This is a genomic window from Paraburkholderia sp. DD10 (assembly GCF_049177125.1).
GTDB classification, from domain to species: Bacteria; Pseudomonadota; Gammaproteobacteria; order Burkholderiales; family Burkholderiaceae; genus Paraburkholderia; species Paraburkholderia terricola.
This window is the reverse complement of the sequence record NZ_CP185393.1, coordinates 3,167,068-3,191,059: the sequence shown is the minus strand read 5'-3', so window position 1 is coordinate 3,191,059 and position 23,992 is coordinate 3,167,068. Positions and strand designations below refer to the sequence as shown.

The 23,992-nt window shown below is 65.1% G+C and carries 21 protein-coding genes and 1 riboswitch; of the genes, 17 read left to right on the top strand and 4 right to left on the bottom strand.

What is annotated here, in order from left to right:
- Window positions 1-6 precede the first annotated feature (6 nt).
- The 4 genes from fliS (at window position 7) to ACOCG7_RS29830 (ending at window position 2,671) form a co-directional block, all read left to right on the top strand.
- Window positions 7-441 carry a flagellar export chaperone FliS gene (fliS, locus tag ACOCG7_RS29845; protein WP_073427746.1) on the top strand — a complete coding sequence of 145 codons (435 nt, stop codon included), beginning with the start codon at window positions 7-9 and terminating at the stop codon, window positions 439-441.
- Window positions 438-764 (top strand): flagellar protein FliT, encoded by a 327-nt coding sequence (locus ACOCG7_RS29840; protein ID WP_073427745.1) that lies wholly within the window; start codon window positions 438-440, stop codon window positions 762-764. The genes fliS and ACOCG7_RS29840 overlap by 4 nt, the downstream gene beginning before the upstream one ends.
- A gap of 93 nt (window positions 765-857) precedes the next feature.
- A complete protein-coding gene (locus tag ACOCG7_RS29835) occupies window positions 858-2,318 on the top strand; it encodes a flagellar hook-length control protein FliK (protein ID WP_073427744.1) in 1,461 nt (486 codons plus the stop codon).
- Entirely contained in the window at window positions 2,318-2,671 is a 354-nt protein-coding gene (locus tag ACOCG7_RS29830) for an EscU/YscU/HrcU family type III secretion system export apparatus switch protein (RefSeq protein WP_073427743.1), read from the top strand. The genes ACOCG7_RS29835 and ACOCG7_RS29830 overlap by 1 nt, the downstream gene beginning before the upstream one ends.
- Before the next feature lie 96 nt (window positions 2,672-2,767).
- Here the strand turns inward: ACOCG7_RS29830 and ACOCG7_RS29825 are convergent, their stop codons facing one another.
- Together ACOCG7_RS29825 and ACOCG7_RS29820 are read right to left on the bottom strand one after the other, a co-directional pair.
- Window positions 2,768-4,186: a coniferyl aldehyde dehydrogenase gene (locus ACOCG7_RS29825; RefSeq protein WP_073427742.1), complete on the bottom strand. Its 1,419-nt coding sequence runs from the start codon at window positions 4,184-4,186 to the stop codon at window positions 2,768-2,770.
- 43 nt (window positions 4,187-4,229) lie between these two features.
- Entirely contained in the window at window positions 4,230-5,915 is a 1,686-nt protein-coding gene (locus ACOCG7_RS29820) for an isovaleryl-CoA dehydrogenase (protein WP_073427741.1), read from the bottom strand.
- A 379-nt stretch (window positions 5,916-6,294) separates the two neighbouring features.
- Between ACOCG7_RS29820 and ACOCG7_RS29815 the strand changes: the two genes are divergently transcribed.
- Both ACOCG7_RS29815 and ACOCG7_RS29810 read left to right on the top strand, forming a co-directional pair.
- A complete protein-coding gene (locus tag ACOCG7_RS29815; protein WP_073427740.1) occupies window positions 6,295-7,932 on the top strand; it encodes a GMC family oxidoreductase in 1,638 nt (545 codons plus the stop codon).
- A 173-nt stretch (window positions 7,933-8,105) separates the two neighbouring features.
- The gene (locus tag ACOCG7_RS29810; protein WP_073427739.1) at window positions 8,106-9,800 is read left to right on the top strand and encodes an OmpA family protein; all 1,695 of its coding nucleotides are present in this window, start codon (window positions 8,106-8,108) and stop codon (window positions 9,798-9,800) included.
- 56 nt (window positions 9,801-9,856) lie between these two features.
- On the opposite strand, the gene ACOCG7_RS29805 is transcribed toward ACOCG7_RS29810, so the two are convergent.
- A complete protein-coding gene (locus ACOCG7_RS29805) occupies window positions 9,857-10,846 on the bottom strand; it encodes a LysR substrate-binding domain-containing protein (protein ID WP_421378368.1) in 990 nt (329 codons plus the stop codon).
- Window positions 10,847-11,014: 168 nt separating this feature from the next.
- Here ACOCG7_RS29805 and ACOCG7_RS29800 point away from each other — a divergent pair, with 168 nt between their 5' ends.
- The 4 genes from ACOCG7_RS29800 to metF all read left to right on the top strand — a co-directional run bounded on the left by ACOCG7_RS29800 (window position 11,015) and on the right by metF (window position 14,850).
- Entirely contained in the window at window positions 11,015-11,797 is a 783-nt protein-coding gene (locus ACOCG7_RS29800) for a glycosyltransferase family 2 protein (protein ID WP_073427737.1), read from the top strand.
- Between the two features lie 150 nt (window positions 11,798-11,947).
- Window positions 11,948-12,082, top strand: a riboswitch (S-adenosyl-L-homocysteine riboswitch).
- A 33-nt stretch (window positions 12,083-12,115) separates the two neighbouring features.
- Entirely contained in the window at window positions 12,116-13,537 is a 1,422-nt protein-coding gene (gene ahcY, locus ACOCG7_RS29795; RefSeq protein ID WP_421378365.1) for an adenosylhomocysteinase, read from the top strand.
- Between the two features lie 117 nt (window positions 13,538-13,654).
- On the top strand, window positions 13,655-14,008 hold the full coding sequence (locus ACOCG7_RS29790) for a phage holin family protein (protein WP_073427735.1): 354 nt from the start codon (window positions 13,655-13,657) through the stop codon (window positions 14,006-14,008).
- A gap of 11 nt (window positions 14,009-14,019) precedes the next feature.
- A complete protein-coding gene (gene metF, locus ACOCG7_RS29785) occupies window positions 14,020-14,850 on the top strand; it encodes a methylenetetrahydrofolate reductase [NAD(P)H] (RefSeq protein ID WP_073427734.1) in 831 nt (276 codons plus the stop codon).
- Between the two features lie 48 nt (window positions 14,851-14,898).
- Here metF and ACOCG7_RS29780 read toward each other — a convergent pair whose 3' ends face one another.
- Window positions 14,899-15,039, bottom strand: coding sequence for a hypothetical protein (locus tag ACOCG7_RS29780; RefSeq protein WP_159442543.1), 141 nt, complete (start codon window positions 15,037-15,039; stop codon window positions 14,899-14,901).
- Window positions 15,040-15,137: 98 nt separating this feature from the next.
- Between ACOCG7_RS29780 and ACOCG7_RS29775 the strand changes: the two genes are divergently transcribed.
- From ACOCG7_RS29775 to ACOCG7_RS29745, 7 genes are all read left to right on the top strand, one after another.
- Complete coding sequence (locus tag ACOCG7_RS29775) at window positions 15,138-16,775, top strand: ABC transporter substrate-binding protein (protein WP_073427733.1); 1,638 nt, start codon at window positions 15,138-15,140, stop codon at window positions 16,773-16,775.
- Between the two features lie 196 nt (window positions 16,776-16,971).
- Window positions 16,972-18,600: an ABC transporter substrate-binding protein gene (locus ACOCG7_RS29770; protein ID WP_073427732.1), complete on the top strand. Its 1,629-nt coding sequence runs from the start codon at window positions 16,972-16,974 to the stop codon at window positions 18,598-18,600.
- Between the two features lie 126 nt (window positions 18,601-18,726).
- Entirely contained in the window at window positions 18,727-19,737 is a 1,011-nt protein-coding gene (locus ACOCG7_RS29765; protein ID WP_073427731.1) for an ABC transporter permease subunit, read from the top strand.
- An 88-nt stretch (window positions 19,738-19,825) separates the two neighbouring features.
- Complete coding sequence (locus ACOCG7_RS29760; protein ID WP_073427917.1) at window positions 19,826-20,743, top strand: ABC transporter permease subunit; 918 nt, start codon at window positions 19,826-19,828, stop codon at window positions 20,741-20,743.
- A 1-nt stretch (window position 20,744) separates the two neighbouring features.
- Window positions 20,745-21,749, top strand: coding sequence for an ABC transporter ATP-binding protein (locus ACOCG7_RS29755; protein ID WP_073427730.1), 1,005 nt, complete (start codon window positions 20,745-20,747; stop codon window positions 21,747-21,749).
- Window positions 21,746-22,765 (top strand): peptide ABC transporter ATP-binding protein, encoded by a 1,020-nt coding sequence (locus ACOCG7_RS29750; protein ID WP_073427729.1) that lies wholly within the window; start codon window positions 21,746-21,748, stop codon window positions 22,763-22,765. Before ACOCG7_RS29755 ends, ACOCG7_RS29750 begins: the two co-directional genes overlap by 4 nt.
- Window positions 22,758-23,909, top strand: a complete 1,152-nt coding sequence (locus ACOCG7_RS29745) for a TraB/GumN family protein (RefSeq protein WP_114163269.1) — start codon at window positions 22,758-22,760, stop codon at window positions 23,907-23,909. The genes ACOCG7_RS29750 and ACOCG7_RS29745 overlap by 8 nt, the downstream gene beginning before the upstream one ends.
- Window positions 23,910-23,992 lie beyond the last annotated feature (83 nt).

Here is a 23,992-nt window from a genome sequence, read left to right as displayed (position 1 = left end):
GCGCCGATGTTTTCCCCAGGACACTCTGGAGCCAATGCGTACGCTCGCGTCGGCGTCGAGACAGGGGTGATGGGCGCGAGTCCGCATCGTCTGATCGTGATGTTGTATCAAGGGGCCCGGCAGGCCATTGCGCAAGCGCGCATGCATTTGCAGCAGGGCAACGTGCCGGCGCGTGGCGAGGCGGTCGGCAAGGCGATTCAGATCGTCGAAAGCGGGCTGCAGCAGTCGCTCAACCTCGAGGCGGGCGGCGAGATTGCGGAGCGGTTGGACGCGTTGTACAGCTATATGACGCGCCGGCTGCTCGAAGCCAACATCAAACAGAGCGAAGCAATGCTGGTCGAGGTGGATGGCCTGCTCGCGACGCTCGAAGAGGCCTGGATCGGGATTGCCCCGGAGATCGCGCGGATGGCAGCCCAGCCGGCCGCGGAAAGCATGAGATGACATCGAACGCAGAATATTTCGCCCGCTACGAGGCGATTGCAGCGATTTCCCGCCGCATGCTGACAGCCGCCCGGCGCGCCCTGTGGAACGATCTGGTGCTCCTGCAGGAGGAGTACCGGAACCTGGTGGAGGCGCTGCGGGACGCGGAAAACGGCGTGAAGCTGGATGAAGCCGAGCGCCTGCGCAAATACGCGCTGATCCGGCAGATTCTCGCGGACGACGCGGCGATCCGCGATCTGGCGAATCCGCGCATGGCGACGCTGTCGGCGCTGTTCGCCGGACGGCCGACTCGCCTGCTCAAGGAGTTGTACGGCGCGCGCTGAGTGTGCGCGCCGACGCCGCGACGGCTTTCTCGCATGAATCCGCCGACCGCATGCGGTTGAGCGCGCTGCCGCCAATGTGACCAAGGAACCGGCATGAACGGAATCGACACGGCCCTTACTTCGGTGCTCGCGAGCCGGGTCGACAGTCTGCTCAATATCGCGCCCGGCAGCGCGGCCGCGTCGCAAACCGGCGCGGCGGGCGTCGACACCGCGCCGACCACCGCGCCTCCCGTTGGCACGCCCGCGCCGCAGCCTTCCGCGCAAACCGCGCTGTCCGCCGTCGCGCTCGCGCTCAACGCGATCGTGCGCTCGGGCGGCGAGGCGACCCCCGCTGTACTCGGCCAGATGCCCATCTGGCCCGCCGCACCCGCGCTCGATGTCGAAGTGGGCTTGCCGCTGTTTGATACGCCGGCTGCCGGTAGTGCCGCGAACTCGACCAACACCCCAACCGCTTCGACCGCCAATCCGAACACCGCCGCGACGGCGGCCACCGCCCATGTGGCGGCGGCCCAGGTGCCGGTCGCGGCGCTTGCGGCGGCGCTCGAACAGACGGTCGGCGACAGCGGTCTTTTCTACGAAGCGCATCTCGCGCAATGGCTGGCGGGACAGCGTTCGCCCGCGACGCTTGCCGGCGAGGCGCAGAACAAGCTGGTGGCCGCCGCCGCGCAATTGCCGCTCGACTGGGCGAACGACGCCGGGGACGCGTCGCCCGCCAATCCCGCCACGCGGCAAGGCACGGGCGCCGCGCCGAATGGCGCGCTGGATGCCAACGCCGCAGCTCGCGCGATGCCCTCGATCCAGACCGCGCAGGCCGCCCGTTTCGTGGCCGGCGAGGTGCTGGCGAGTTCGCTTTCCGACCTGAACGGCCAGCCCGCGCACGCCAATCCGCACGGCGCGGCCGCGCAGCCCGCCGACGGCGGCGCGTCGCAGAATCCGCAATCGATGGCGGCGGCGGTTCACCCGGCGACCGTGTCGCTGGTGCGTCAGCAACTGGATCTGCTCGCGACCGGGCAGTTTCGCTGGACCGGCGAGGCGTGGCCGGGCGCCAAGCTCGATTGGACCATCGAGCAGGAAGGCGACGAATGGGACCGCAGCGGCGGCGGCGCCGCGAGCGAGGACGACCATCCGTGGCGCACGCGTCTGACGCTGTCGCTGCCGACGCTCGGCACCGTCGATGCGGATCTGACGCTGATCGGCACTCGGCTCACGGCGCGCGTGCAGGCGAGCCCCGGCGGCGCGGCGCGGCTCGCGCAGCAGGGCGAGAGTTTTCGTCAGCGGCTCGCGGCGGCGGGCATCGAACTGAACGGCTTGACGATTCGCGAGATCGGCGGCGGCGCGCCTGTCATGGGCGCAGCCGATGCGGGCGCCGCGGCGGCTGCGCAGGCGGCGGCTTCGGCGTATGCGCGTTCCGCGTCGGCGGGTGCTCCGATGGGCGCGGCGGGCGCGGCGAGTTCGGCCGGTTCGGCTGCGGCCAAGGCCGCGAGCGGACGCCGTGCGGCGCGCGTGAGCCGCACGGAAAACGCGCCGCTCGACGATTTCGATTGGGACATGTGATGAGCCGCAAGCATCGCCGCAGCGCGGCAGCGCTCGTCTACGACGCCCAAGGCGGCGATCCCGCGCCGCGCGTGGTCGCCAAGGGCTATGGGCTGCTGGCCGACATGATCGTGCAGCGGGCCAAGGAAGCCGGCTTGTACGTGCACGAGGCGCCGGAAATGGTCTCGCTGCTGATGCAGGTGGACCTCGACGCGCGAATTCCGCCGCAGCTTTATCAGGCGGTGGCGGAATTGCTCGCGTGGCTGCATCGGCTGGAAAGCGGCGCCGAGACGCCGGCGCAGGGCGCGAATGCCGGCGCGCAGGATGTGATCGACGTGGTCGCCACCGAGATCGGCGGTAGCGCCGGGCGGTGAGCGGGGTGGGGTGTGCGTCCGCTGCAACCCGCAACGTCTAATACCACTTCGTCAGTGAAACCTCGTCAGTGCAATAGCCCCCAGCCGCCGCTCACATCAAAACCGCATCATCAACTTAAGCAGCGCGTTGACCCGCTTGCCATACGGCGGCGCGATCCATCCACGGGCATTCAGACGCGCTTGCGTCAGCACCGGCTTCATCTTCGAGAAGGTCACGAAGCCCTCGTAGCCGTGATACGCGCCCATTCCGCTCGCACCCACGCCGCCGAACGGCAGGCTTTCGCACGCGAGGTGCATCAGCGTTTCGTTGACCGCCATGCCGCCGGCGATCGTTTCGTGCGTCACGCGTTCGATGGTGGCGGCGTCGTCGGCGAATAGATACAGCGCGAGCGGACGAGGACGGGCGTTGATCCACGCGATGGCGTCGTCGAGCGTGTCGTACGGCACGATCGGCAGCAGCGGCCCGAAGATTTCCTCCCGCATCAGCGTGCTGTCGTCCGGCGCCTGGGTGACCGCGATCAGCGGAAAACGGCGGCTCGCCGCATCGGGCGCGCTGTCGGTGAGCGCGTGCAGTTGCGCGCCCGCGGCCTGTGCCTCGTCGGCGAGGCGCTGTAGGCGCGCAAAGTGGCGATCCGAAATGATCGACGTGTAATCGCGATTGCCGGCGAAGCCGGGATACAGCTTCGCCATTCGCGCGCGCGCCCGTTCGATGAACGCCTGCTCCGTGCCGCGCGGCACCAGCACGTAATCCGGCGCGACGCAGGTCTGTCCCGCGTTGAGCGTCTTGCCGGCGACGAGGTTGTCCACCGCGTTGTCGAAGCGCGCCTGCGGGGCGATCAGCGCGGGCGACTTGCCGCCCAGTTCCAGCGTGACCGGCGTGAGATGCTCCGCGGCGGCGCGCATCACTTCATGGCCGACCCTGGTCGAGCCGGTGAACAGCAAATGGTCGAACGGCTGCGCGCTGAACGCGGCGGCGAGCGCGGCGTCGCCGTTCACCACCGCGACGTGATCGCGCACGAAGGTCTGGCCGATCAGTTGCTCGAACAGCGCCGAGGTGCGCGGCGTCAGTTCCGACATTTTGATGATCGCGCGATTGCCGGCGCTCAATGCGCTGATCAGCGGCCCGGCGGCAAGCAGCACCGGATAATTCCACGGCACGATGATGCCGACCACGCCGAGCGGCTGCGGCACGACCTTCGCGCGCGCGGGCAGCAGCCATTTGTTGGTGCTGCGGCGCTGCGCTTTCATCCAGCGTTTGCCGTGTCTGAGCGCGCCGTCGATCTCTTCCTTCACCAGCAGGAATTCGGCGAGCAGCACTTCCTCTTTCGCGCGGTTGCCGAAATCGGCGTTCATCGCGTCGGCGAGCGCGTCGCGGTTGTCGAGCAGGACTTTGCGCAACGCCTGCAGATGCGCGGCGCGTGTTTCCCATGACGGATACGGCGCGCGCAAATAAGCATGGCGCTGCTCGCGCAGCAGCGCTTCGAGCGCGGCGACCTCCGGCAGATCGTTCTTCATGTTGGTCCTCTCCCTGATGGATATATCGGAGCGCCTCTGACGATCACGCCGGAAAAGCCCGTTCGATGATCGCCGCATGATCGAACGTGACCGGCAGCGTGCCGTAGACCCGGCCGCTTTCGCCGCAGCCTTCGGCAAGACGCGTGGCGATGAAGGCGTCGGCGATCTCGCCGGGCGCGTGCTTCACGAGCAAGGTGGCCTGCGCGATCAGCACGATCTGTTGCGCGATCCGCCGCGCCGCGCCTTCGCGATGACCGGCCGGCGCGCCGAGCGTGGCGGCGAGCTTGCCGAGCGCGGCGCTCAATGCCGGATGCCCTTGCGCGTCCGCTTGCCATGCGGCGAACAGCGCCTGCGCGGCTTCCGGCTCGCGCTCCAGCGCGCGCAACACGTCGAGGCACATGACGTTGCCCGAGCCTTCCCAGATGGAATTGACCGGCGCTTCACGATAGAAGCGCGCCATCGGACCGCTTTCGACATACCCGTTGCCGCCCCACACTTCCATCGCCTCGCCGGTGAATTCCAGCGTGCGCTTGCAGACCCAATACTTCGCTGCGGGCGTGACAATGCGCCGCCATGCGCGCTCGGCGGGCGGCGCATTCGACGCATCGGCCGATGCCTCGAACGCGCGCGCGAGACGCATGAACAGCAGCGTGGCCGCTTCCGACTCCAACGCCAGATCGGCCAGCACGTTGCGCATCAGCGGCTGATCGGCCAGATGCCGGCCGAACGCGCTGCGATGCCGCGCATGATGAATCGCCTGCACCAGCGCCGCGCGCATCAGCGCGGCGCTGCCGATCACGCAATCGAGCCGCGTGTAGTTCGCCATTTCGATGATGGTCGGCACGCCGCGTCCTTCGTCGCCGATCATGATGCCGAACGCGTCGAGAAATTCGACTTCGCTGCTCGCATTCGAACGGTTGCCGAGCTTGTCTTTCAGACGCTGAATCTGCACCGCGTTCTTGCTGCCGTCCGGCGCGAAGCGCGGCACGAAGAAACACGAAAGGCCTTCGTGATCGCCGGTGCGGGCGAGCACGAGGTGCGCGTCGCATTGCGGCGCGGAGAAAAACCATTTGTGACCGACGAGCCGGTATTCGCCGCCGCGCCCGCCGCCTGTGGTTGCATGGGCGCGAGTCTGGTTGCTGCGCACGTCCGAGCCGCCTTGTTTTTCGGTCATGCCCATGCCGATCATCGCCGACGTTTTCTGCGTGAGCGGCACGTCGCGCGGATCGTGCTCGCGCGTGTAGAGCTTGTCGCGCAACGTGTCGAACAACGCGGGTTCGCGCTGCAACACCGGAATGCTCGCAAAGGTCATGGTCGGCGGACAGAGCGAACCGGATTCGATTTGCGCATGCAGGAAGTAACCGGCGCAGCGCGCGGCCATCGCGCCACTTCGCGGATCGGAAAATGGCAGCGCGTGCAGACCCTCGCGCCGCAACAGCGATAACAGCGTGTCCCACGAGGGATGAAACTCCAGCGCGTCGATGCGTTCGCCGCGCGGGCTGTGCGTGAACAATTCAGGCGGATGACGATTCGCCAGCTCGGCGAGTGCGAGCGTGTCGGGCGTCGTGAGCGCCGCGCCATGCCGCAGCAGCGCGTCGCGATGCCATGCGGCGCCTTCGCGATCGAGGGCGGCGGACAACGCGGCGTCGCTCGCGAACAGGTTGTAATCCGTCAGCGGCGGGACCTGATTCGTCACTTCGTGAGTCTGGCCGAAGCTGTGCTGTTGCATGTGCTGTCTCCGTTCACCGGATGCTCACCGCGGGCTCGCCGGTGCTGATCGACGGTGTGCTGTTTGATCGCCGCGTGTCATGTCGCACGCTGGGGGACGGCGTGCGCCACGCCGTGTTTGAATGCCGCACGCGGCCGTGCGGCCGGCGTCTGCGCGTCTTTCATCATAGGGTCGCGGGGGTGCTTCCGTTTAGAGTAACCGCTCTGACGCGAAGCCGCCGTCGCGTGGGAAGGCTCCCTACAATGCCGTGAAACACACGTAGACAAGTGTGCCGCAATAAATTGCATGGGATCGAAGTAACCGCTAAAGCGCTAACGCCGATCGGCACGAGACAGGATGACAGGATTCGCGAGCAACGCGGACCCACCAGGAGGAGAGGATGCAATACGACTACCTCATCGTCGGTGCAGGCTCGGGCGGTTGCTCGCTGGCGAGCCGTCTCGCCGACCACTGCCCCGACGCGACGATCGCGCTGATCGAAGCCGGCCCGCACACGCAGCGCAATCTGTTCGTCAACATGCCGGTGGGCGTGGCGGTGGTGGTGCCGAACAAGCTCAAGACCAACTATGGGTATCTGACCACGCCGCAAGCGGGACTCGGCGGACGGCAAGGCTATCAGCCGCGTGGGCGCGGCTTCGGCGGATCGAGTGCGATCAACGCGATGATCTATACGCGCGGCCATCCGCTCGATTACGACGAATGGGCGCAACTGGGCTGCGAGGGCTGGTCGTGGGCGGAGGTGCTGCCTTATTTCCGCCGCGCCGAGGACAACGAGCGCGGCGCCGATGCATGGCACGGCGCTGGCGGTCCGCTGACGGTGTCCGACCTGCGCTACCGGAATCCGTTTTCGAAGCGCTTCGTGCAGGCCGCCATCGAAGCCGGCTACAAGGCGAATAGCGATTTCAACGGCGCGGACCAGGAAGGCATCGGCTTCTATCAGGTGACGCAGCGCGACGGTCGCCGCTGCAGCGTGGCGCGCGCGTATATCTACGATCGCGCGCGCCCCAATCTCCATACGATCGCCGACGCGACGGTGCTGCGCGTCGTGTTCGACGGCAAGCGCGCGAGCGGCGTCGAGGTCGTGCGCGGCGGTCACATCGAAACGCTGGAGGCACGCGCCGAGGTGGTGCTGGCGGCGGGCGCATTCAATTCGCCGCAACTGCTGATGTGCTCGGGCATCGGGCCTCCAGCGCATCTGCAAGCGCTCGGCATCGCGGTGCTGCACGATGCGCCCGAGGTCGGCCAGAACCTGATCGACCACGTCGATTTCACGATCAACAAACGGGTTGCGTCGATCGAGCCGACCGGCTATTCGATTCGCGGCATCGCGCGATTGCTGCCGCAGTTCGTCACCTTCATGCGCCACGGGCGCGGCATGTTGTCGAGCAATGTGGCCGAGGCAGGCGGCTTTCTAAGGAGCCGTCCGACGCTCGCGCGCCCCGACCTGCAACTGCATTTTTGCGCCGCGCTGGTCGACGATCACAACCGCCATATGCATTGGGGTCATGGCTATTCGCTGCACGTGTGCGTCCTGCGGCCGAAGAGCCGCGGCAGCGTGACGCTCGCGAGCGCCGACGCGCGCGTGGCGCCGGTGATCGATCCGCGTTTCTTCAGCGATTCGCGCGACCTCGATCTGCTGGTGGAAGGCACACGGATGGCGCGGCGCATTCTCGATGCGCCATCGCTCGCGCTGCACGGCGGCAGGGAACTCTATACGCATGCCGGCCAAGCCGAGGACGAATTGCGCCGGACCATCGCCGAGCACGCGGACACGATCTATCACCCGGTGGCGACCTGCCGGATGGGCGGCGATGCGCGCTCGGTGGTCGATCCGCAGTTGCGCGTGCGCGGCGTGACGGGGCTGCGGATCGTGGATGCATCGGTGATGCCGACGCTGATCGGCGGCAACACCAACGCGCCGACCGTGATGATCGGCGAGCGCGCAGCCGACCTGATTGCGGCGGCTCGTCGAGAAGGAGAAACGCTGTTGGCGGCGTCGTCGGCGAATGCCGCCTGAGTGCGGGTTCGCTTGAGATCCAACGTTCAAACATAGGAGAAATTAGTCGAACGTCGGTCTATTCGTCATAAATTGTGCTGCTTCTTTTATGAGATTTTCCCGAACCTATAATCGCGCCGCCAAAAGAGGAGCGCGTCAGGTGGCGCGCTCGGGAAATTCGAGGAAGTGAAGCGATGAGCATCAATGTGATTCAGCTGATTCAGTCCGCGCTGACGGACGGGGTCGTGCAGCAACTGGGATCCCGTCTCGGACTGCCGCCGGAGGCGACGCGGAAGGTGTTTGCCACCCTTGCTCCGGCAGTGGTCGCCGGCCTGATGCAAAAGGGAGCGACGCTGGAAGGCGCGCGGTCGCTGTTCGCCACGATTCTCTCGCCCGAGGTGAACGGGCACATTGCCGAACAACTGCCGCAATTGCTCGGCAGCACCGGCGGCGTGAGCCAGCTCGAAGGCGCGGGGCGTCAGTTGCTCGAACGCGTGCTGGAACGCCGCGTCGATGCCCTCAGCGACGAGGTCGCCACGCAAACCGGCGTGCCGGCGCACGCCACGCATGCGCTGACCGGCATCGTCGGCGCAACGGTGCTCGGCGTGCTCAAGCGGCATTTCCTCGAAGCGCGCGGCAATGTCGGCCAGTTGCCCACGCTGTTGGGTCATCAATTGCCGCTCATTGCGCCGCATCTGAACGACAGCCTCATGGCCGCGCTCGGTTTGGGCGGGCTTGGCGGTTTCGCCGGCAGCGTGCTGGCGCAGTTGAAAGCGGTTTCGTCTCACGTCGACCATCCCACGCCCGCGGCCAAGCCAGGGCACCCCAGCCAGGCAACGGTCCAGGTGCCCGCCGACGCGGTGGTGCGCGAAGAGCGCCGCTCGCGCGGTTGGTTGTGGTGGCTGCTCGCGGCCATTGCGGCGGTGCTGGCTTTCCTGTTCCTGCGCGGGTGTCAAGGCGAGCAAAGCGCCACGCGCGCCAATGCGGACGCCGCGGCGGCTGCACAGCCTGCCTCGGCCGCGGCCAGCGCCGCCCCTGCGGCGAGTGCCGCCAGTGCCGCCAGCGCCGTGGAGCAAGCGGCCGCCGCGCCCGTGCCGACCAGGGACAGTCAGCTCAGCTTCACCGTCGACGCCGCCGGCAAGCCGACCCTCACCGCAACGCTCGGCAGCGAAGCGGAACGCAAGCAGTTCATCGACGCGCTGACGCAGCGTCTCGGCGCGAACAACTTCGTCGCGAACGTCGCGATCGATGCGGACACCAAGCCGGCCGACTGGCTCGCGCGTCTCGAAGGCCTCTTGCCGCTGATGGCCCTGCCGGGCGCGGAAGCGAAAGTGGACGGCACGCGCATCGAACTGAGCGGCAGCGCGGCCAACGCGAAGCTCGGCTGGCTCGATAAGCTGAAGTCGCTGTTCGGCGCGTCGTATCAGATCGGGTCGTTCAACGTCGAGCAGGCCGTCGCCAACGCAACGGAAAGCTTCCGCGGCGCGATCAAGGGGCTGCTGGCTCCGGACAACGCATGCGCGTCAGCGGACATCGTGAAGGTGCTGAATCTGCAAGTGATCAACTTCGCGAACGCCAGCAATCAGGTGCCGGCTTCGGCGCGGGAGGATTTGAACCAGTCCGCGCAGGTGCTTGCTGCATGCGCGCGCAACGGCAAGGCGGTCAAGCTCGAAGTGGCCGGCTATTCGGACAACGTGGGCGGCGAGCAAGCCAATCTGCAACTCTCGAAGAAGCGAGCCCAGGCCATCCGCGCGTATCTCGTCAAGGCTGGCGTGCCGGCTGATTCGCTGATCGCGCAGGGTTACGGCGATGCGCGTCCGGTCGCGAGCAACGATACGGCGAGCGGCCGTTTCGCCAACCGCCGCATCGAGTTCGTCGCGCAGCAGTAACGCGCCTTTATCGAGCGTTTGTGCCATGCCGCCCGGCTCGCGCCGGGCGGCATTTTTCATTTGACGGGCGGTGTCGGAGCGGGCGCGGTAATGCCTGCGATGTCCGTGATCCCCGTGATTCCCTTGATCGCGATACCCGGCCCCAGCATGAAATCATCGCCGGCCTGGCCCGGCAGCGTCTCGCGCGCCACCTCGAGCCACGCGCGCGCGGCGTGCGACAGATAGCCGTTGCGGCGCCAGCCGATCGCCATTTCCCACGGAATTTCCGGTTCCACGACCGGCCGGCAGGTGAACTGCGCGGCATCGAGCCGCCGGCAATAGGGCGCGGGCAGCAGCGCGATGCCGACGCCGGCCAGCACCAGTGCCGCCATGAAATCCCAATGCCCGCTGCGTCCGACGATGGTCGGCGCAAAGCCGGCCGCGCGGCAGGCATTCAACACCACGTCGTTGAGCGCGAGGCTCTCGCCGTAGAACACGAACGGCTCGTTGGCGAGTTGGGCGAGCGGCACCTCGTGCAGATCGTCCCAGTGCGAGCCGGTGCGCGCGACGAGCCATAGCAACTGGTGCGTGATCGGCAGCACGTCGATGTTTTCGGGGTCGACCGGTTGCAGCACGCCGCCCAGTTCCAGTTCACCGTTGATCAGCGCCGTTTCGATCGCGCGCGAGCCTTGCTCGAACAGCTTGAGGTCGATTTTCGGGTAGCGTTGGCGGAACGCGGCGATGGTGGGCGTGAAAAGCGAACCGCCCATCGGCGGAATGCCGATGGTGAGTTCGCCGCGGCCGAGCGTGTCGAGATCGTTCAGTTCGGCCTGCAATTGCGCGTGCGCCGCCAGCACGTCCTGGCCGCGCTGGTAGACGATCCGGCCGGCGTCGGTCAGCACCATCTGACGGCCGTCACGCAACAGCAGCGGAGAGCCGATTTCGTCCTCCAGCGACTTGACCATCTTGCTGATGGTTGGCTGCGTCACGAACATCTGCTCGGCTGCCACGGTGAAGCTCTGTTGGCGTACCACTTCGACGAAATAACGCAGCGCACGTAGTTCCACGATCTCCGGCTCCAGAATTCCAGATTGGAATGACCGGCATGATTGTAAGTCACCATATTTATGCGGCAGCGCGCGCGGGGGCCGCGCGGCTTTTCAGGATGCTTGCCGTTTCAGCGCGGATAAGATTGGCGGCTTTCCACCGTCGGCGCCCTGGCGCAGGTCCTCATCATGAAGCCCATTTCGATCATCATTCCCTGCTACAACGGCGCCGCGACGGTTGTCCGTGCGCTGCGCAGCGGCCAGATTCAGCCCGAAGTCGCGCAGATCATCGTCGTCGACGACGGTTCGACCGACGCGTCGGCCGACATCGTGGCCGAGTGCGGCAGCCTCGATCCGCGCGTGGGCCTGTTGCGGATGCCTCAAAACGGCGGCCCCGCGCGGGCGCGCAACTGGGGCGCGCTGCATGCTTCGCACGATCTGCTCGCCTTCCTCGACGCCGACGACGAATACCTGCCCGGCGCGCTTGCCGCGGCAAGCTCGTTTCTCGCGAAGAACCCGACAGAAGTGTCCGTGCGGCTCGACGTCGAATACACCGGTTTTCCAGCCGACATCACCGGCCATGCCGATTTCGCCAAACACGCCGCGACGCTCAGCAATACGGTGCCGAGCAGCCTGATCATTCGCCGCGCGGCCTACGCCGCGCTCGGCGGTTTCCCAATGGACGACGCGTTTCGCGTTCGGGGCGGCGAAGACGGCGCGTTTTCATGGGCGCTGCGCGACATTTTCGGCAATCGCCGCCTCGACGATGCGAAGCGCGTGCGCATGCATTACCACGCGGGCATCCACGCCGAGCGCTACTTCCGCATCGCGCTCGGGCTGGCCACCGTGCATCCCGCCGACGTCGCCGATGCGTTCAGGTATTCGAGGCAGTTTGTCGAGACCGCGCGCGCTGGCATCGCGCAACTGCGAACGGCGAACATGGCGCAGGAGCCCGCCGCGCCCGCTGTATAACGCGCAGGCCGCTCGGCCCCGCAACGCCCACACATCACGGGGACGCCCGCCCAGCTGTTCCCCGCAGCGGTTTTCCGTATCCGGAAAACAACCCGCTCGCATACCCGATCCACGCCCCGAAGCCATCTCGATTTGCTACAATCGCCGTTCGTCTTCGAGGAGCGTTGCGACGGGTACCGCGAATCTGCATTCGCCGGCCGCCCGCCAGGCTCGAAGGCTTCAATCGGAAGGGTCGGATGCGCATCGCGCGTTCCGATCCACCGCATCGAACCGCGCTCACGTCAAATTTCTAGTCAATTTCTTAGAAAGGAGGGCGTGATGAACGCCGCAGTTATCGATTCCCAAGCTTCCCAGGATTACATCGTTGCCGACATGTTGCTTGCCGACTGGGGTCGCAAGGAACTGAACATTGCCGAGACGGAAATGCCCGGCCTCGTGCAAACGCGCGAAGAATACAAGGCGCAGCAGCCGCTGAAGGGCGCGCGCATCGCGGGTTCGCTGCACATGACCATTCAGACCGGCGTGCTGATCGAGACGCTGACCGCGCTCGGCGCCGACGTGCGCTGGGCATCGTGCAACATCTTCTCGACGCAGGACCACGCCGCCGCCGCGATCGCCAAGGCCGGCACGCCGGTGTTCGCGTTCAAGGGCGAATCGCTCGACGAATACTGGGAATTCTCGCACCGCATTTTCGAATGGCCGAACGGCGAATTCGCCAACATGATCCTCGACGACGGCGGCGACGCCACGTTGCTGCTGATTCTCGGCTCGAAGGCGGAGAAAGACCGCTCGGTGATCGCCAAGCCGACCAACGAAGAAGAAGTCGCGCTGTACAAGTCGATCGAACGTCATCTGGACGCGGACCCGACGTGGTACTCCACGCGCCTCGCGCACATCCAGGGCGTGACGGAAGAAACCACCACCGGCGTGCACCGTCTGTATCAGATGGAAAAGGAAGGCCGCCTGCCGTTCCCGGCGATCAACGTCAACGACTCGGTCACCAAGTCTAAGTTCGACAACCTGTATGGCTGCCGCGAGTCGCTGGTCGACGGCATCAAGCGCGCAACCGACGTGATGATCGCGGGCAAGATCGCGGTGGTGGCCGGTTACGGCGACGTGGGCAAGGGCTGCGCGCAATCGCTGCGCGGCCTGGGCGCGACGGTGTGGGTCACCGAAATCGATCCGATCTGCGCGCTGCAAGCGGCGATGGAAGGCTACCGCGTCGTGACGATGGAATACGCGGCGGACAAGGCCGACATCTTCGTGACGGCCACCGGCAATTACCACGTGATCAACCACGATCACATGAAGGCGATGCGCCACAACGCGATCGTCTGCAACATCGGTCACTTCGATTCGGAAATCGACGTGGCGTCGACCCGCCAGTACCAGTGGGACAACATCAAGCCGCAAGTCGACCACATCATTTTCCCGGACGGCAAGCGCGTGATCCTGCTGGCCGAAGGCCGTCTGGTGAACCTCGGTTGCGCGACCGGCCACCCGTCGTTCGTGATGTCGAACTCGTTCACGAACCAGACGCTCGCGCAGATCGAACTGTTCACGCAAGGCGACAAGTACGAGAACAAGGTGTACGTGCTGCCGAAGCATCTGGACGAGAAGGTGGCGCGCCTGCATCTGGCGCGCATCGGCGCGAACCTCACGGTGCTCTCCGACGCGCAGGCCGGTTATATCGGCGTCGACAAGAACGGCCCGTTCAAGCCTAACCACTACCGCTATTAAAGATGCGGGCGGTCTGAAAGCATGACGGTTTAAGCACGAGGCGGCGCACGATGCGCCGCCTCGTTCACCATGCCCGCCTTCCCGTTCAATGGACATCCTGCCTGCAAGGAGCTCTACATGACCGTGCTGCTGACCTGGCTGATCAACGCGCTTGCGCTGCTGATCATCACCTACCTCGTTCCGTCGATTCATATCCGCAGTTTCGGCACCGCATTGATCGTCGCGGTGGTGCTCGGATTGATCAATACGATTCTGCGGCCGGTGCTGATCCTGCTAACGCTGCCCGTCACGATCCTCACGCTCGGAATCTTCATTCTGGTGGTCAATGCGCTGTGCTTCTGGCTGGGCGCGTCGCTGCTGAAGGGCTTCGAGGTGTCGGGTTTCTGGTCGGCGTTCTTCGGCTCGATTCTGTACAGCATCGTTTCATGGCTGCTGTCCGCACTTATTTTCGGCAACCGCAGTCTCGGTTGATTGACTGAACCATGAACCCGATCGAACTTTCATTCGAATTCTTCCCGCCGAAAACGCAGGAAGGCGTCGACAAGCTGCGCGCCACGCGCACGCAGCTCGCGTTGCTCAAGCCGAAGTTCGTGTCCGTCACGTTCGGCGCCGGCGGCTCGACGCAACAGGGCACGCTCGATACCGTCGTCGATATGGCGAAGGAAGGCCTCGAGGCGGCGCCGCACCTGTCGTGCATCGGCTCCTCGAAAGAGAGCCTGCGCGCGATCCTCAACGAGTACCGCGCGCATGGCATCCGCCATATCGTCGCGCTGCGCGGCGATCTGCCGTCCGGCATGGGCGCGGTCGGCGAATTGCGCTATGCGTCGGAACTGGTGAGCTTTATCCGCGCCGAATTCGGCGACTGGTTCTGGATCGAGGTGGCCGGCTACCCGGAGTACCATCCGCAGTCGCGCTCGCCCGATCACGATCTGGCGAACTTCGCCCGCAAGGTGAAGGCCGGCGCCAATTCGGCGATCACGCAGTACTTCTTCAACGCGGACGCGTACTTCCGTTTCGTCGACGACGCCAGGAAGCTCGGCGTCGACGTGCCGATCGTGCCCGGCATCATGCCGATCACGAACTTCTCGCAGTTGATGCGTTTCTCGGAGATGTGCGGCGCGGAAGTGCCGCGCTGGGTCGCGCGCCGGCTGGAGAGCTTCGGCGACGACCGCGAGGCGATCCGCGCGTTCGGTCTCGACGTGGTGACGGACCTGTGCCGGCGTCTGATCGACGCCAAGGTGCCGGGCCTGCACTTCTACACGCTGAACGGCGCCGCGGCGACCAAGGCGATCTGCGAACGGCTGGGCGTGTAAGACGCCTGGAAGTCCCGGCGCCGATTTGATGGATGAAAACCGCGCGGCCTACCCGGCCGCGCGGTTTTTTTTTGCGTCGAAAGAAATGGCGCGCACGGAAATCCGTGGCGGGGCAGCGTCGCCGCCAACGGCAACGCCGCCGGAATGCTCGACTCGCAAATCCGCGCGACGCGTCACAAAGCGATCCATTCCGTCTCACCTTGCAACACGTAAGCCCGCATTGAAGCCGTTTTTTGTGCTGTCTATGATCGAGGCGCAGCTGACGTGGCTGCCGTGCGGAGAACGTGATGACAGTATCCAGGTTGCTGTTTGCAGTTCGCCATATCTGCCTTCCCGCGTTGAGCGCCTGCGCGGTGCTCTCTGCCGGCCTCGCGCCCGCGGGCGCCGCCACCTTGCCCGACAAAACGCTCGTGTTCTGCTCCGAGGGCAGTCCCGCGGGCTTCGACACCGCGCAATACACCACCAGCGTCGAGTTCAGCGCGGGCTCGTACACCGTCTACAACCGGTTGATCGAGTTCGCGCACGGCAGCACCGATATCGAGCCGGGCCTCGCCGATAAATGGGATGTGTCGCCCGACGGCCTGACCTACACCTTCCATCTGCGGCGCGGCGTGAAGTTTCAGACCACGACGTTCTTCAAGCCGACCCGCGAATTCAACGCGGACGACGTCGTCTTCACCTATCAGCGGATGCTCGATCCCGAACAGCCGTTCCGCAAGGCGTACCCGGTGCCGTTCCCGTATTTCTCCGATCTCGGGCTCGCCAGGAACATCACGAAGGTCGAGAAGCTCGATCCGTACACCGTGCGCTTCACGCTGAAGGAAGTCGATGCGCCGTTTTTGCAGCAGATCGCGATGCCGTTCGCGTCGATTCTCTCGGCCGAATATGGCGATCAGTTGTTGAAGGCGGGTAAGGCGTCGGACATCAACCAGTATCCGGTCGGCACCGGCCCGTTCATTTTCCGCAGCTATACGAAGGACGACTCGATCCGCTTCGACGGCAATCCCGATTACTGGAAACCGGGCGTCGTGAGAGTCAGCAAGCTGATATTCGCGATCACGGTGGACCCGGCGGTGCGTCTGCAAAAACTGAAACGCGGCGAATGCCAGGTGATGGCGTATCCGCGGCCCGCCGATATCCCGGCGGTGAAAGCCGACGCATCGCTCGCCATGCCGAGCCAGGTGGGCTTCAACCTGGGCTACATCGCCTACAACAACACCAAAAAGCCGCTCGACAATCTGCTGGTGCGCCGTGCGCTCGATATGTCGATCAACAAGAAAGCGATCATCGACTCGGTCTACCAGGGCGCCGGCCAGGCGGCGACCAACCCCATGCCGCCGACGCAATGGGGCTACGACAAGAATCTGAAGGACGCGCCTTACGACGTCGACAAAGCGAAAGCGCTGCTCAAGCAGGCGGGCTATCCCGACGGCTTCGACCTGACGCTGTGGGCCATGCCGGTTCAGCGGCCGTACAACCCCAACGCGCGGCTCATGGCGGAAATGCTGCAAGCCGATTGGGCGAAGATCGGCGTGAAGGTGAAGATCGCCACCTACGAATGGGGCGAGTACATTCGCCGCGGCCATTCCGGCGAGCACGAAGCGATGCTGATCGGATGGACCGGCGACTACGGCGATCCCGACAACTGGCTCGGGGTTCTGCTCGGCTGCGATGCGGTCAACGGCAGCAATTTTTCCAAATGGTGCTACAAGCCTTACGACGACCTGATCAGAAAAGGCCGCGGCACGACCGATCTGGCCGAACGCACGAAGGCCTATACGGAAGCCCAGGAGGTCTTCAAGGACCAGGTGCCGTTCACGCCGATTGCCCACTCCACGGTCCATCAGCCGATCAGCAAGAACGTGACGGGCTTCAAGATCGACCCGTTCGGCCCGACGCAATTCATGAACGTCGGCCTGAAATGACCGCCCGCGGGCCGCTTTCTGTCGAGCCCGCCCTCTAAAGCCGCACGCTCCGGCCAGCGCCGGCGTGCGGCTACGCGTATGCCTCATTGGGTTTCCGATCGTCTACCCAGGAAATTTCGTCCGCTTGTTGCTGTGAGCCAAGCTCAAGTAATATCGCGCTACGCCGGCGACAGCCGGCCCCGAACCTGGAGGAAACATGAAGCAAAACAATCTGTTGCGCGCCGCGCGTGTTACGACGCTCGTCGCTGCCGCAGCGGCATCGATGCTAGGCGCAAGCGTTGCGCGCGCTGAGATTCCGAACAAAACCCTGGTTTACTGCTCAGAAGGCAGCCCTGCGGGTTTCGATCCGGCCCAATACACCACGGGCACCGATTTCACGGCTAACACGTTCACGGTCTACAACCGCCTCGTCGAATTCGAACGCGGCGGCACCAAGGTCGAACCCGGTCTCGCCGAAAAGTGGGATGTCTCGGCGGACGGCAAGACCTATACGTTCCATCTGCGCCACGGCGTGAAGTTCCAGACCACGTCGTTCTTCAAGCCCACGCGAGAATTCAATGCGGACGACGTCGTGTTCACGTTCCAGCGCATGCTGGATACGAACCAGCCGTTCCGCAAGGCGTACCCCGTGCAGTTTCCGTACTTCACGGACATGGGCCTCGACAAGCTGATCACCAGCGTCGAGAAGGTCGATCCGTACACGGTCAAGTTCACGCTGAAGGAAGTCAACGCGCCGTTCATCCAGAACATGGCGATGGAATATGCGTCGATTCTCTCCAGCGAATACGGCGATCAGTTGCTGAAGGCCGGCAAGGCGGCCGACATCAACCAGTTCCCGGTCGGCACAGGCCCGTTCATCTTCCGCAGCTACACGAAAGACGCGACGATCCGCTTCGACGGCAATCCCGATTACTGGAAGCCGAACACCGTCAAGATCTCCAAGCTGATCTTCTCGATCACGCCGGACGCCGGCGTGCGCGTGCAGAAGATCAAGCGCGACGAATGCCAGGTGATGAGCTATCCGCGTCCGGCCGACATCGCGCCGCTGAAGGCCGAAGCGAACATTGCGATGCCGTCGCAGCCGGGCTTCAATCTCGGCTATCTCGCGTACAACGTGTCGCACAAGCCGGTGGACAAGGTCGAGGTGCGCCAGGCGCTCGACATGGCGATTAACAAGAAGGCGATCATCGACTCGGTGTATCAAGGCGCAGGCCAGGCCGCGACGAACCCGATGCCGCCGACTCAATGGTCGTATGACAAGAACCTGAAGGCCGCGTCGTTCGACACGGCGAAGGCCAAGGCCCTGCTCGCGAAGGCGGGCTATCCGAACGGCTTCGAGCTCACGCTGTGGGCGATGCCGGTGCAGCGCGCGTACAACCCGAACGCCCGCCTGATGGCGGAAATGATCCAGGCCGACTGGGCCAAGATCGGCGTGAAGGCGAAGATCGTCACGTATGAGTGGGGCGAGTACATCAAGCGCGCGCATGCGGGTGAAGACGACACGATGCTGATCGGCTGGACCGGCGACAATGGCGATCCGGACAACTGGCTCGGCACGCTGCTCGGCTGCGATGCGGTGAACGGCAACAACTTCTCGAAGTGGTGCCACAAGCCGTTCGACGATCTGATCCAGAAGGGCCGCGTCACGTCCGATCAGGGCGCGCGCACCACGGCTTACACGCAGGCGCAGCAGATCTTCGCGCAGCAACTGCCGTTCTCGCCGATCGCTCACTCGACCGTGTACCAGCCCGTCAGCAAGAAGGTGGTCGACATGCGCATCGAGCCGCTCGGTTATGCGCGCTTCGACGGCGTGAGCGTCAAGTAATAGAGTCAAGCCTACGCAGTAGCTTTTCGCACGGTTAGAAAACTGGTCGAAATGGTCCGGCGGCCGGGGTCACAAGCCCTCGTCGCCGGTTGCGTTTTTTCTTCATCAAGACCATAGGGACGAACCATGTTCCGCTTTGTTTTGCGCCGCATCGGCATGGTGATACCGACGTTCATCGGCATCACGATCCTTGCGTTCGCGCTGATTCACCTGATACCGGGCGATCCCATCGAAGTGATGATGGGCGAGCGCGGCGTCGATCCGGCCATGCATGCCGCCGCGATGCACCGGCTGGGGCTCGACGAGCCGCTGCCCATGCAATACATCCACTACATCGGCCGCGCGCTGCACGGCGATCTCGGCACCTCGATCATCACCAATACCAGCGTGATGGGCGAATTCCTCGCACGCTTTCCCGCCACCGTCGAACTGTCGATCTGCGCGATGCTGTTCGCGCTGATCGTCGGCCTGCCGGCGGGCGTGTTCGCGGCGTTGAGGCGCGGCACGGTGGTCGATCACGGCGTGATGGGTACGGCCCTGACCGGCTACTCGATGCCGATTTTCTGGTGGGGCTTGATCCTCATCATGGTGTTCTCGGTGAAGCTCGGCTGGACGCCGGTGTCGGGCCGCATCGCGGTCGAATACGACATTCCGCACGTGACCGGCTTCATGCTGATCGACGCAATGATGTCCACCGACGAAGGCGCGTTCAAATCCGCGCTGAGCCATCTGATCCTGCCCGCCATCGTGCTCGGCACGATTCCGCTGGCGGTGGTCGCGCGCATGACGCGCTCGTCGATGCTCGAAGTGCTGCGCGAGGACTACATCCGCACCGCGCGGGCGAAGGGCTTGCCGCCTGGGCGCGTGATCGTCGTGCATGCGTTGCGCAATGCGCTGATTCCGGTGGTGACGGTGATCGGCTTGCAGGTCGGCACGCTGCTCGCGGGCGCGGTGCTGACCGAGACACTGTTTTCGTGGCCGGGCATCGGCAAATGGCTGATCGACGCGATCGGCCGGCGCGATTATCCGGTGGTGCAGGGCGGTATCCTGATGATCGCTACGCTCGTGATCGTCGTGAACCTCGTCGTCGATCTGTTGTACGGCGTGTTGAACCCGCGCATTCGCCATACGAGGTAAAGAATATGAACCCCCACGCTCACTTGCGTTCGCTGCCCCCCAAGGGGGCGCATGCCTCCCTTGAGGCGGCTCGGCGGGAGGCATGACCATGGCAGACATTCAAAACACAGTCCCCACAGCGGTCACGCCGCCCAGCGGCCGCGCGATCGCGGCCCGCGAATTCTGGGCGAATTTCTCGCGCAACCGCGGCGCGGTCAGCGCCGGCATCGTCGTGCTGGTGCTGATTTTCGTCGCGATCTTCGCGCCCTTGATCGCGCCGCATAGCCCGATCGAACAATATCGCGACTTCGTCAAGATTCCGCCCGCATGGCTCGAAGGCGGCAACTGGAAGTTCATTCTCGGCACCGACGAAGCGGGCCGCGACATCCTCTCGCGCCTGATGTACGGCGCGCGTCTGTCGTTCTGGATCGGCTTCGTCTCGGTCGTGCTCGCGCTGATTCCGGGCGTGGTGCTCGGCCTGATCGCGGCGTTCTTCGAGAAGTGGGCCGATACGCCGATCATGCGCATCATGGACGTGCTGCTCGCGTTGCCCTCCCTGCTGCTGGCAGTCGCGGTGGTGGCGATCATCGGTCCGGGCCTCGTCAACACGATGCTGGCGATCGCGATCGTCGCGTTGCCGGGTTATGTGCGCCTGACGCGCGCTTCCGCGCAAGGCGAGTTGCAGAAGGAATACGTGACGGCTTCGCGCGTCGCGGGCGCCGGCACGCTGCGCCTGATGTTCTCGCAGGTGTTGCCGAACTGCACCGCGCCGCTGATCGTGCAGGCCACGCTCGGCTTTTCGTCGGCGATTCTCGATGCGGCCGCGCTCGGCTTCCTCGGTCTCGGCGTGCAGCCGCCTTCAGCGGAATGGGGCGCGATGCTCGCCTCGGCGCGCGATTACATCGACAGCGCCTGGTGGATCGTCACGATGCCGGGCCTCTCCATCCTGATTTCGGTGCTCGCGATCAATCTGCTCGGCGACGGGCTGCGCGACGCACTCGATCCCAAACTGAAACGGATGGCCTGAAATGGATAGTTTATTGACCATCCGCAATCTGGCGGTGAACTTCAACGGACTACCCGCGGTCGATCGAATCAATCTCGACGTCGCGCCGGGCGAAGTGGTCGGCGTGGTCGGCGAATCCGGCTCGGGCAAGAGCGTCACGATGATGGCGCTGATGGGCCTGATCGACGCGCCCGGCAAGGTCACCGCGGATGAGATCACCTTCAACGGCAAGAATCTGCTGACGGCGTCGGCGAAGGAACGCCGCAGGATCATCGGCAAGGACATCGCGATGGTGTTCCAGGACGCGCTCACCAGTCTGAATCCGAGCTACACGGTCGGCTATCAGATCAAGGAAGTGCTGAAGCTGCACGAAGGCTTGCGCGGCGACGCACTGCACAGGCGCGCGCTGGAACTGCTCGATCAGGTCGGCATTCCGGACGCTAGGAACCGCATCGGTTCGTTTCCGCATCAGATGTCGGGCGGCATGAACCAGCGCGTGATGATCGCCATGGCGATCGCCTGCAATCCCAAGCTGCTGATCGCCGACGAGCCGACCACCGCGCTCGACGTGACCATCCAGGCGCAGATCATGGAACTGCTGATGCGCCTGCAGAAGGAGCGCGGCATGGCGCTCGTGCTGATCTCGCACGACCTGGCGGTGGTGTCCGAGGTCGCGCAGCGCGTCGCGGTCATGTACGCTGGCGAAGTGATCGAGACCAACCGCGTGCCGGATATTTTCGCCGCGCCGCATCATCCGTACACGGAGGCGTTGCTGGCGGCGATTCCCGAGCACAACGTCGGCGCGGTGCGGCTCGCCGCCTTGCCGGGCATGGTGCCGGGGCGCGACGACCGGCCTAAGGGCTGTCTGTTCGCGCCGCGCTGCAAGTACGTGGTTGACGACTGCACCAAGGCGCGGCCCGCGCTCGCGCCGATGCAAGGTCACGCCGAAGTGGCGCGCGTGCGCTGCATCAAACCCCTGAACCTGAGCGGCGACGCCAACGTTCACACCCGTGGAGGCGCACGATGAACGCAGTACTCGAAACGCGGCGCCAGTCGGATCATGCGGGCGATCACGTGCTCGTCGCCGACAAGCTCGCGCGTTACTACACGGTCAAGCGCGGCATGTTCGCTCACGGCACGGTGAAGGCGCTCAACGGCGTCTCGTTCGCGCTCGAGCGCGGCAAGACGCTGGCGGTGGTCGGCGAATCCGGCTGCGGCAAGTCCACGCTCGCGCGTCAACTCACGATGATCGAGGCGCCCAGCGCCGGCCGTCTGCTGATCGACGGTGAAGATGTCGCGGGCGCCGATCGCGAGCGGATCGCCGCGCTGCGGCGGCGCGTGCAGATGGTGTTCCAGAATCCGTTTGCGTCGCTGAATCCGCGTAAAACCGTCGAGCAGACGCTCGGCGAGCCGCTCGCGATCAACACGCAACTGAGCGCCACCGAACGCGCCGAGCGGATCGCGCAGATGATGCGCACCGTCGGTCTGCGCCCCGAACATGCGAAGCGCTATCCGCATATGTTCTCCGGCGGCCAGCGGCAACGCGTGGCGATTGCGCGCGCGATGATTCTCGATCCGCAGATCGTGGTTGCCGATGAACCGGTGTCCGCGCTCGATGTGTCGATCCAGGCGCAGATTCTGAATCTGTTCATGGATTTGCAGGAGCAGTTCAAGACGAGCTATGTGTTCATCTCGCACAATCTCTCGGTGGTGGAGCATATCGCCGACGACGTGATGGTGATGTACTTCGGCGGCGTGGCGGAGCTCGGCGACAAGAAGCGGATTTTCTCGAAACCGCGCCATCCTTATACGCGTGCGTTGATGTCGGCCACGCCGTCGATCTTCGAGGCGGATCGCACCATCAAGATCAAGTTGCAGGGTGAGATGCCCTCGCCGCTGAATCCGCCGTCCGGCTGTACGTTCCATCTGCGCTGTCCTTACGTGATCGACCGTTGCCGCAGCGAGGAACCGAAGCTGCGCGAAGTGGATGGCCGTCAGGTCTCGTGTCACCGCGCCGAGGAGGTGGGGGACGTGGATGCCTGATGTGGTGGCGGCGCGTCGTCTTGCGCGCCGCTCGCGTGATGGCGGCCGTAGCGTCGCTTTTGCGCGGCGCTGGGGCGCGCGCGCACTGACCGGTGCCGCGCTCCTCGGCGTTTGTTCCATCTTTCATTTGAGCGCGGGGCCGATCGGCGTCGCGCATGCCGCGGGCGCCGCCGCCAATACGCCCGCTCAGGCCGGGCGCCCTTTATTGCCGGTGCCCAATCAGCCGGCGCCGCCGCGCGCCACCTTACCCGGCTTCAATCCGCCGCCCGCCACGTCGGGCACCACCGCGAGCGGCCCGGTGCGCACGCAGCCGGCACGCATGCCGTTCTACGTCGCGACGCGCGGCGCCACGACCCTCTACGTGCTCGGCACGCTGCACGTGGGCGATCCCGCCGACTACCCCGTCAAGCAGCCGTTCCGCCCGGCGATCATGGGCGCGCTGGCCGCCTCGCCGACGCTCGCGCTCGAACTCTCGCCCGACGAACTGCTCGTTTCGCAAGACGACGTATCGAAGTACGGCGTATGCCGGCGCGACTGTCTGCCCGGCTTGCTACCCGAACCGTTGTGGCACAAGCTCGCCTGGCGTCTGCGCGGCAATCGCGCCGCGCTGGATGAAATCAGGAAGATGCGGCCGTGGCTCGCTTCGTTGCTCGTCGAAACCTACGATTCGCTCAGCGCCGGTTTGCAAACCGAATACGGCACGGAAGCCCAGTTGCAGAACGTGTATCTCAAGACGCGCGGCAAGATCGTCGGCCTCGAGACCTTGCCGCAGCAGATGCGAGCGTTTACGAGCCTCACGCTCGCGCAGCAGCGCGAAATGCTGGCGCAGGATCTCGCGCAGACGCCGGCGGAAAACGTCGCGGACGTGCGGACCTTGCATCGCCTGTGGCGCGTGGGCGATGCCGATGCGATCGCCGCGTGGCAGGCCGCGAAGTCGGAGAAACTGGCGCGCGACAAGCGCATCTCCGATTCGATCGACAACAAGATCGTCTATGAGCGGAACCGGCGCTTCGTGTCGCGCATGCTGCTGATCGCCGCGCCCAACAAACCGGTGTTCGTGGCGATCGGCACACTGCATCTGGGCGGCCGCAAAGGTGTCCTGCAGCTTTTGCGGCAGCGCGGATTCGTGGTGGAGGCGGGGTGAGGTTTGTTTGTCCGTGGCATTCCCTCATGCTTGCGCCGCGCACGATGGTCGGTTCTCTCTGACTCCGTATAGCCCGTTCGGCC

Excerpts from the sequence above, each read along its gene's own strand:
- fliS (WP_073427746.1), top strand. The coding sequence starts at position 7 with ATGTTTTCCCCAGGACACTCTGGAGCCAATGCGTACGCTCGCGTCGGC.
- ACOCG7_RS29840 (WP_073427745.1), top strand. The coding sequence starts at position 438 with ATGACATCGAACGCAGAATATTTCGCCCGCTACGAGGCGATTGCAGCG.
- ACOCG7_RS29835 (WP_073427744.1), top strand. The coding sequence starts at position 858 with ATGAACGGAATCGACACGGCCCTTACTTCGGTGCTCGCGAGCCGGGTC.
- ACOCG7_RS29830 (WP_073427743.1), top strand. The coding sequence starts at position 2,318 with ATGAGCCGCAAGCATCGCCGCAGCGCGGCAGCGCTCGTCTACGACGCC.
- ACOCG7_RS29825 (WP_073427742.1), bottom strand. The coding sequence starts at position 4,186 with ATGAAGAACGATCTGCCGGAGGTCGCCGCGCTCGAAGCGCTGCTGCGC.
- ACOCG7_RS29820 (WP_073427741.1), bottom strand. The coding sequence starts at position 5,915 with ATGCAACAGCACAGCTTCGGCCAGACTCACGAAGTGACGAATCAGGTC.
- ACOCG7_RS29815 (WP_073427740.1), top strand. The coding sequence starts at position 6,295 with ATGCAATACGACTACCTCATCGTCGGTGCAGGCTCGGGCGGTTGCTCG.
- ACOCG7_RS29810 (WP_073427739.1), top strand. The coding sequence starts at position 8,106 with ATGAGCATCAATGTGATTCAGCTGATTCAGTCCGCGCTGACGGACGGG.
- ACOCG7_RS29800 (WP_073427737.1), top strand. The coding sequence starts at position 11,015 with ATGAAGCCCATTTCGATCATCATTCCCTGCTACAACGGCGCCGCGACG.
- ahcY (WP_421378365.1), top strand. The coding sequence starts at position 12,116 with ATGAACGCCGCAGTTATCGATTCCCAAGCTTCCCAGGATTACATCGTT.
- ACOCG7_RS29790 (WP_073427735.1), top strand. The coding sequence starts at position 13,655 with ATGACCGTGCTGCTGACCTGGCTGATCAACGCGCTTGCGCTGCTGATC.
- metF (WP_073427734.1), top strand. The coding sequence starts at position 14,020 with ATGAACCCGATCGAACTTTCATTCGAATTCTTCCCGCCGAAAACGCAG.
- ACOCG7_RS29780 (WP_159442543.1), bottom strand. The coding sequence starts at position 15,039 with ATGGATCGCTTTGTGACGCGTCGCGCGGATTTGCGAGTCGAGCATTCC.
- ACOCG7_RS29775 (WP_073427733.1), top strand. The coding sequence starts at position 15,138 with ATGACAGTATCCAGGTTGCTGTTTGCAGTTCGCCATATCTGCCTTCCC.
- ACOCG7_RS29770 (WP_073427732.1), top strand. The coding sequence starts at position 16,972 with ATGAAGCAAAACAATCTGTTGCGCGCCGCGCGTGTTACGACGCTCGTC.
- ACOCG7_RS29765 (WP_073427731.1), top strand. The coding sequence starts at position 18,727 with ATGTTCCGCTTTGTTTTGCGCCGCATCGGCATGGTGATACCGACGTTC.
- ACOCG7_RS29760 (WP_073427917.1), top strand. The coding sequence starts at position 19,826 with ATGGCAGACATTCAAAACACAGTCCCCACAGCGGTCACGCCGCCCAGC.
- ACOCG7_RS29755 (WP_073427730.1), top strand. The coding sequence starts at position 20,745 with ATGGATAGTTTATTGACCATCCGCAATCTGGCGGTGAACTTCAACGGA.
- ACOCG7_RS29750 (WP_073427729.1), top strand. The coding sequence starts at position 21,746 with ATGAACGCAGTACTCGAAACGCGGCGCCAGTCGGATCATGCGGGCGAT.
- ACOCG7_RS29745 (WP_114163269.1), top strand. The coding sequence starts at position 22,758 with ATGCCTGATGTGGTGGCGGCGCGTCGTCTTGCGCGCCGCTCGCGTGAT.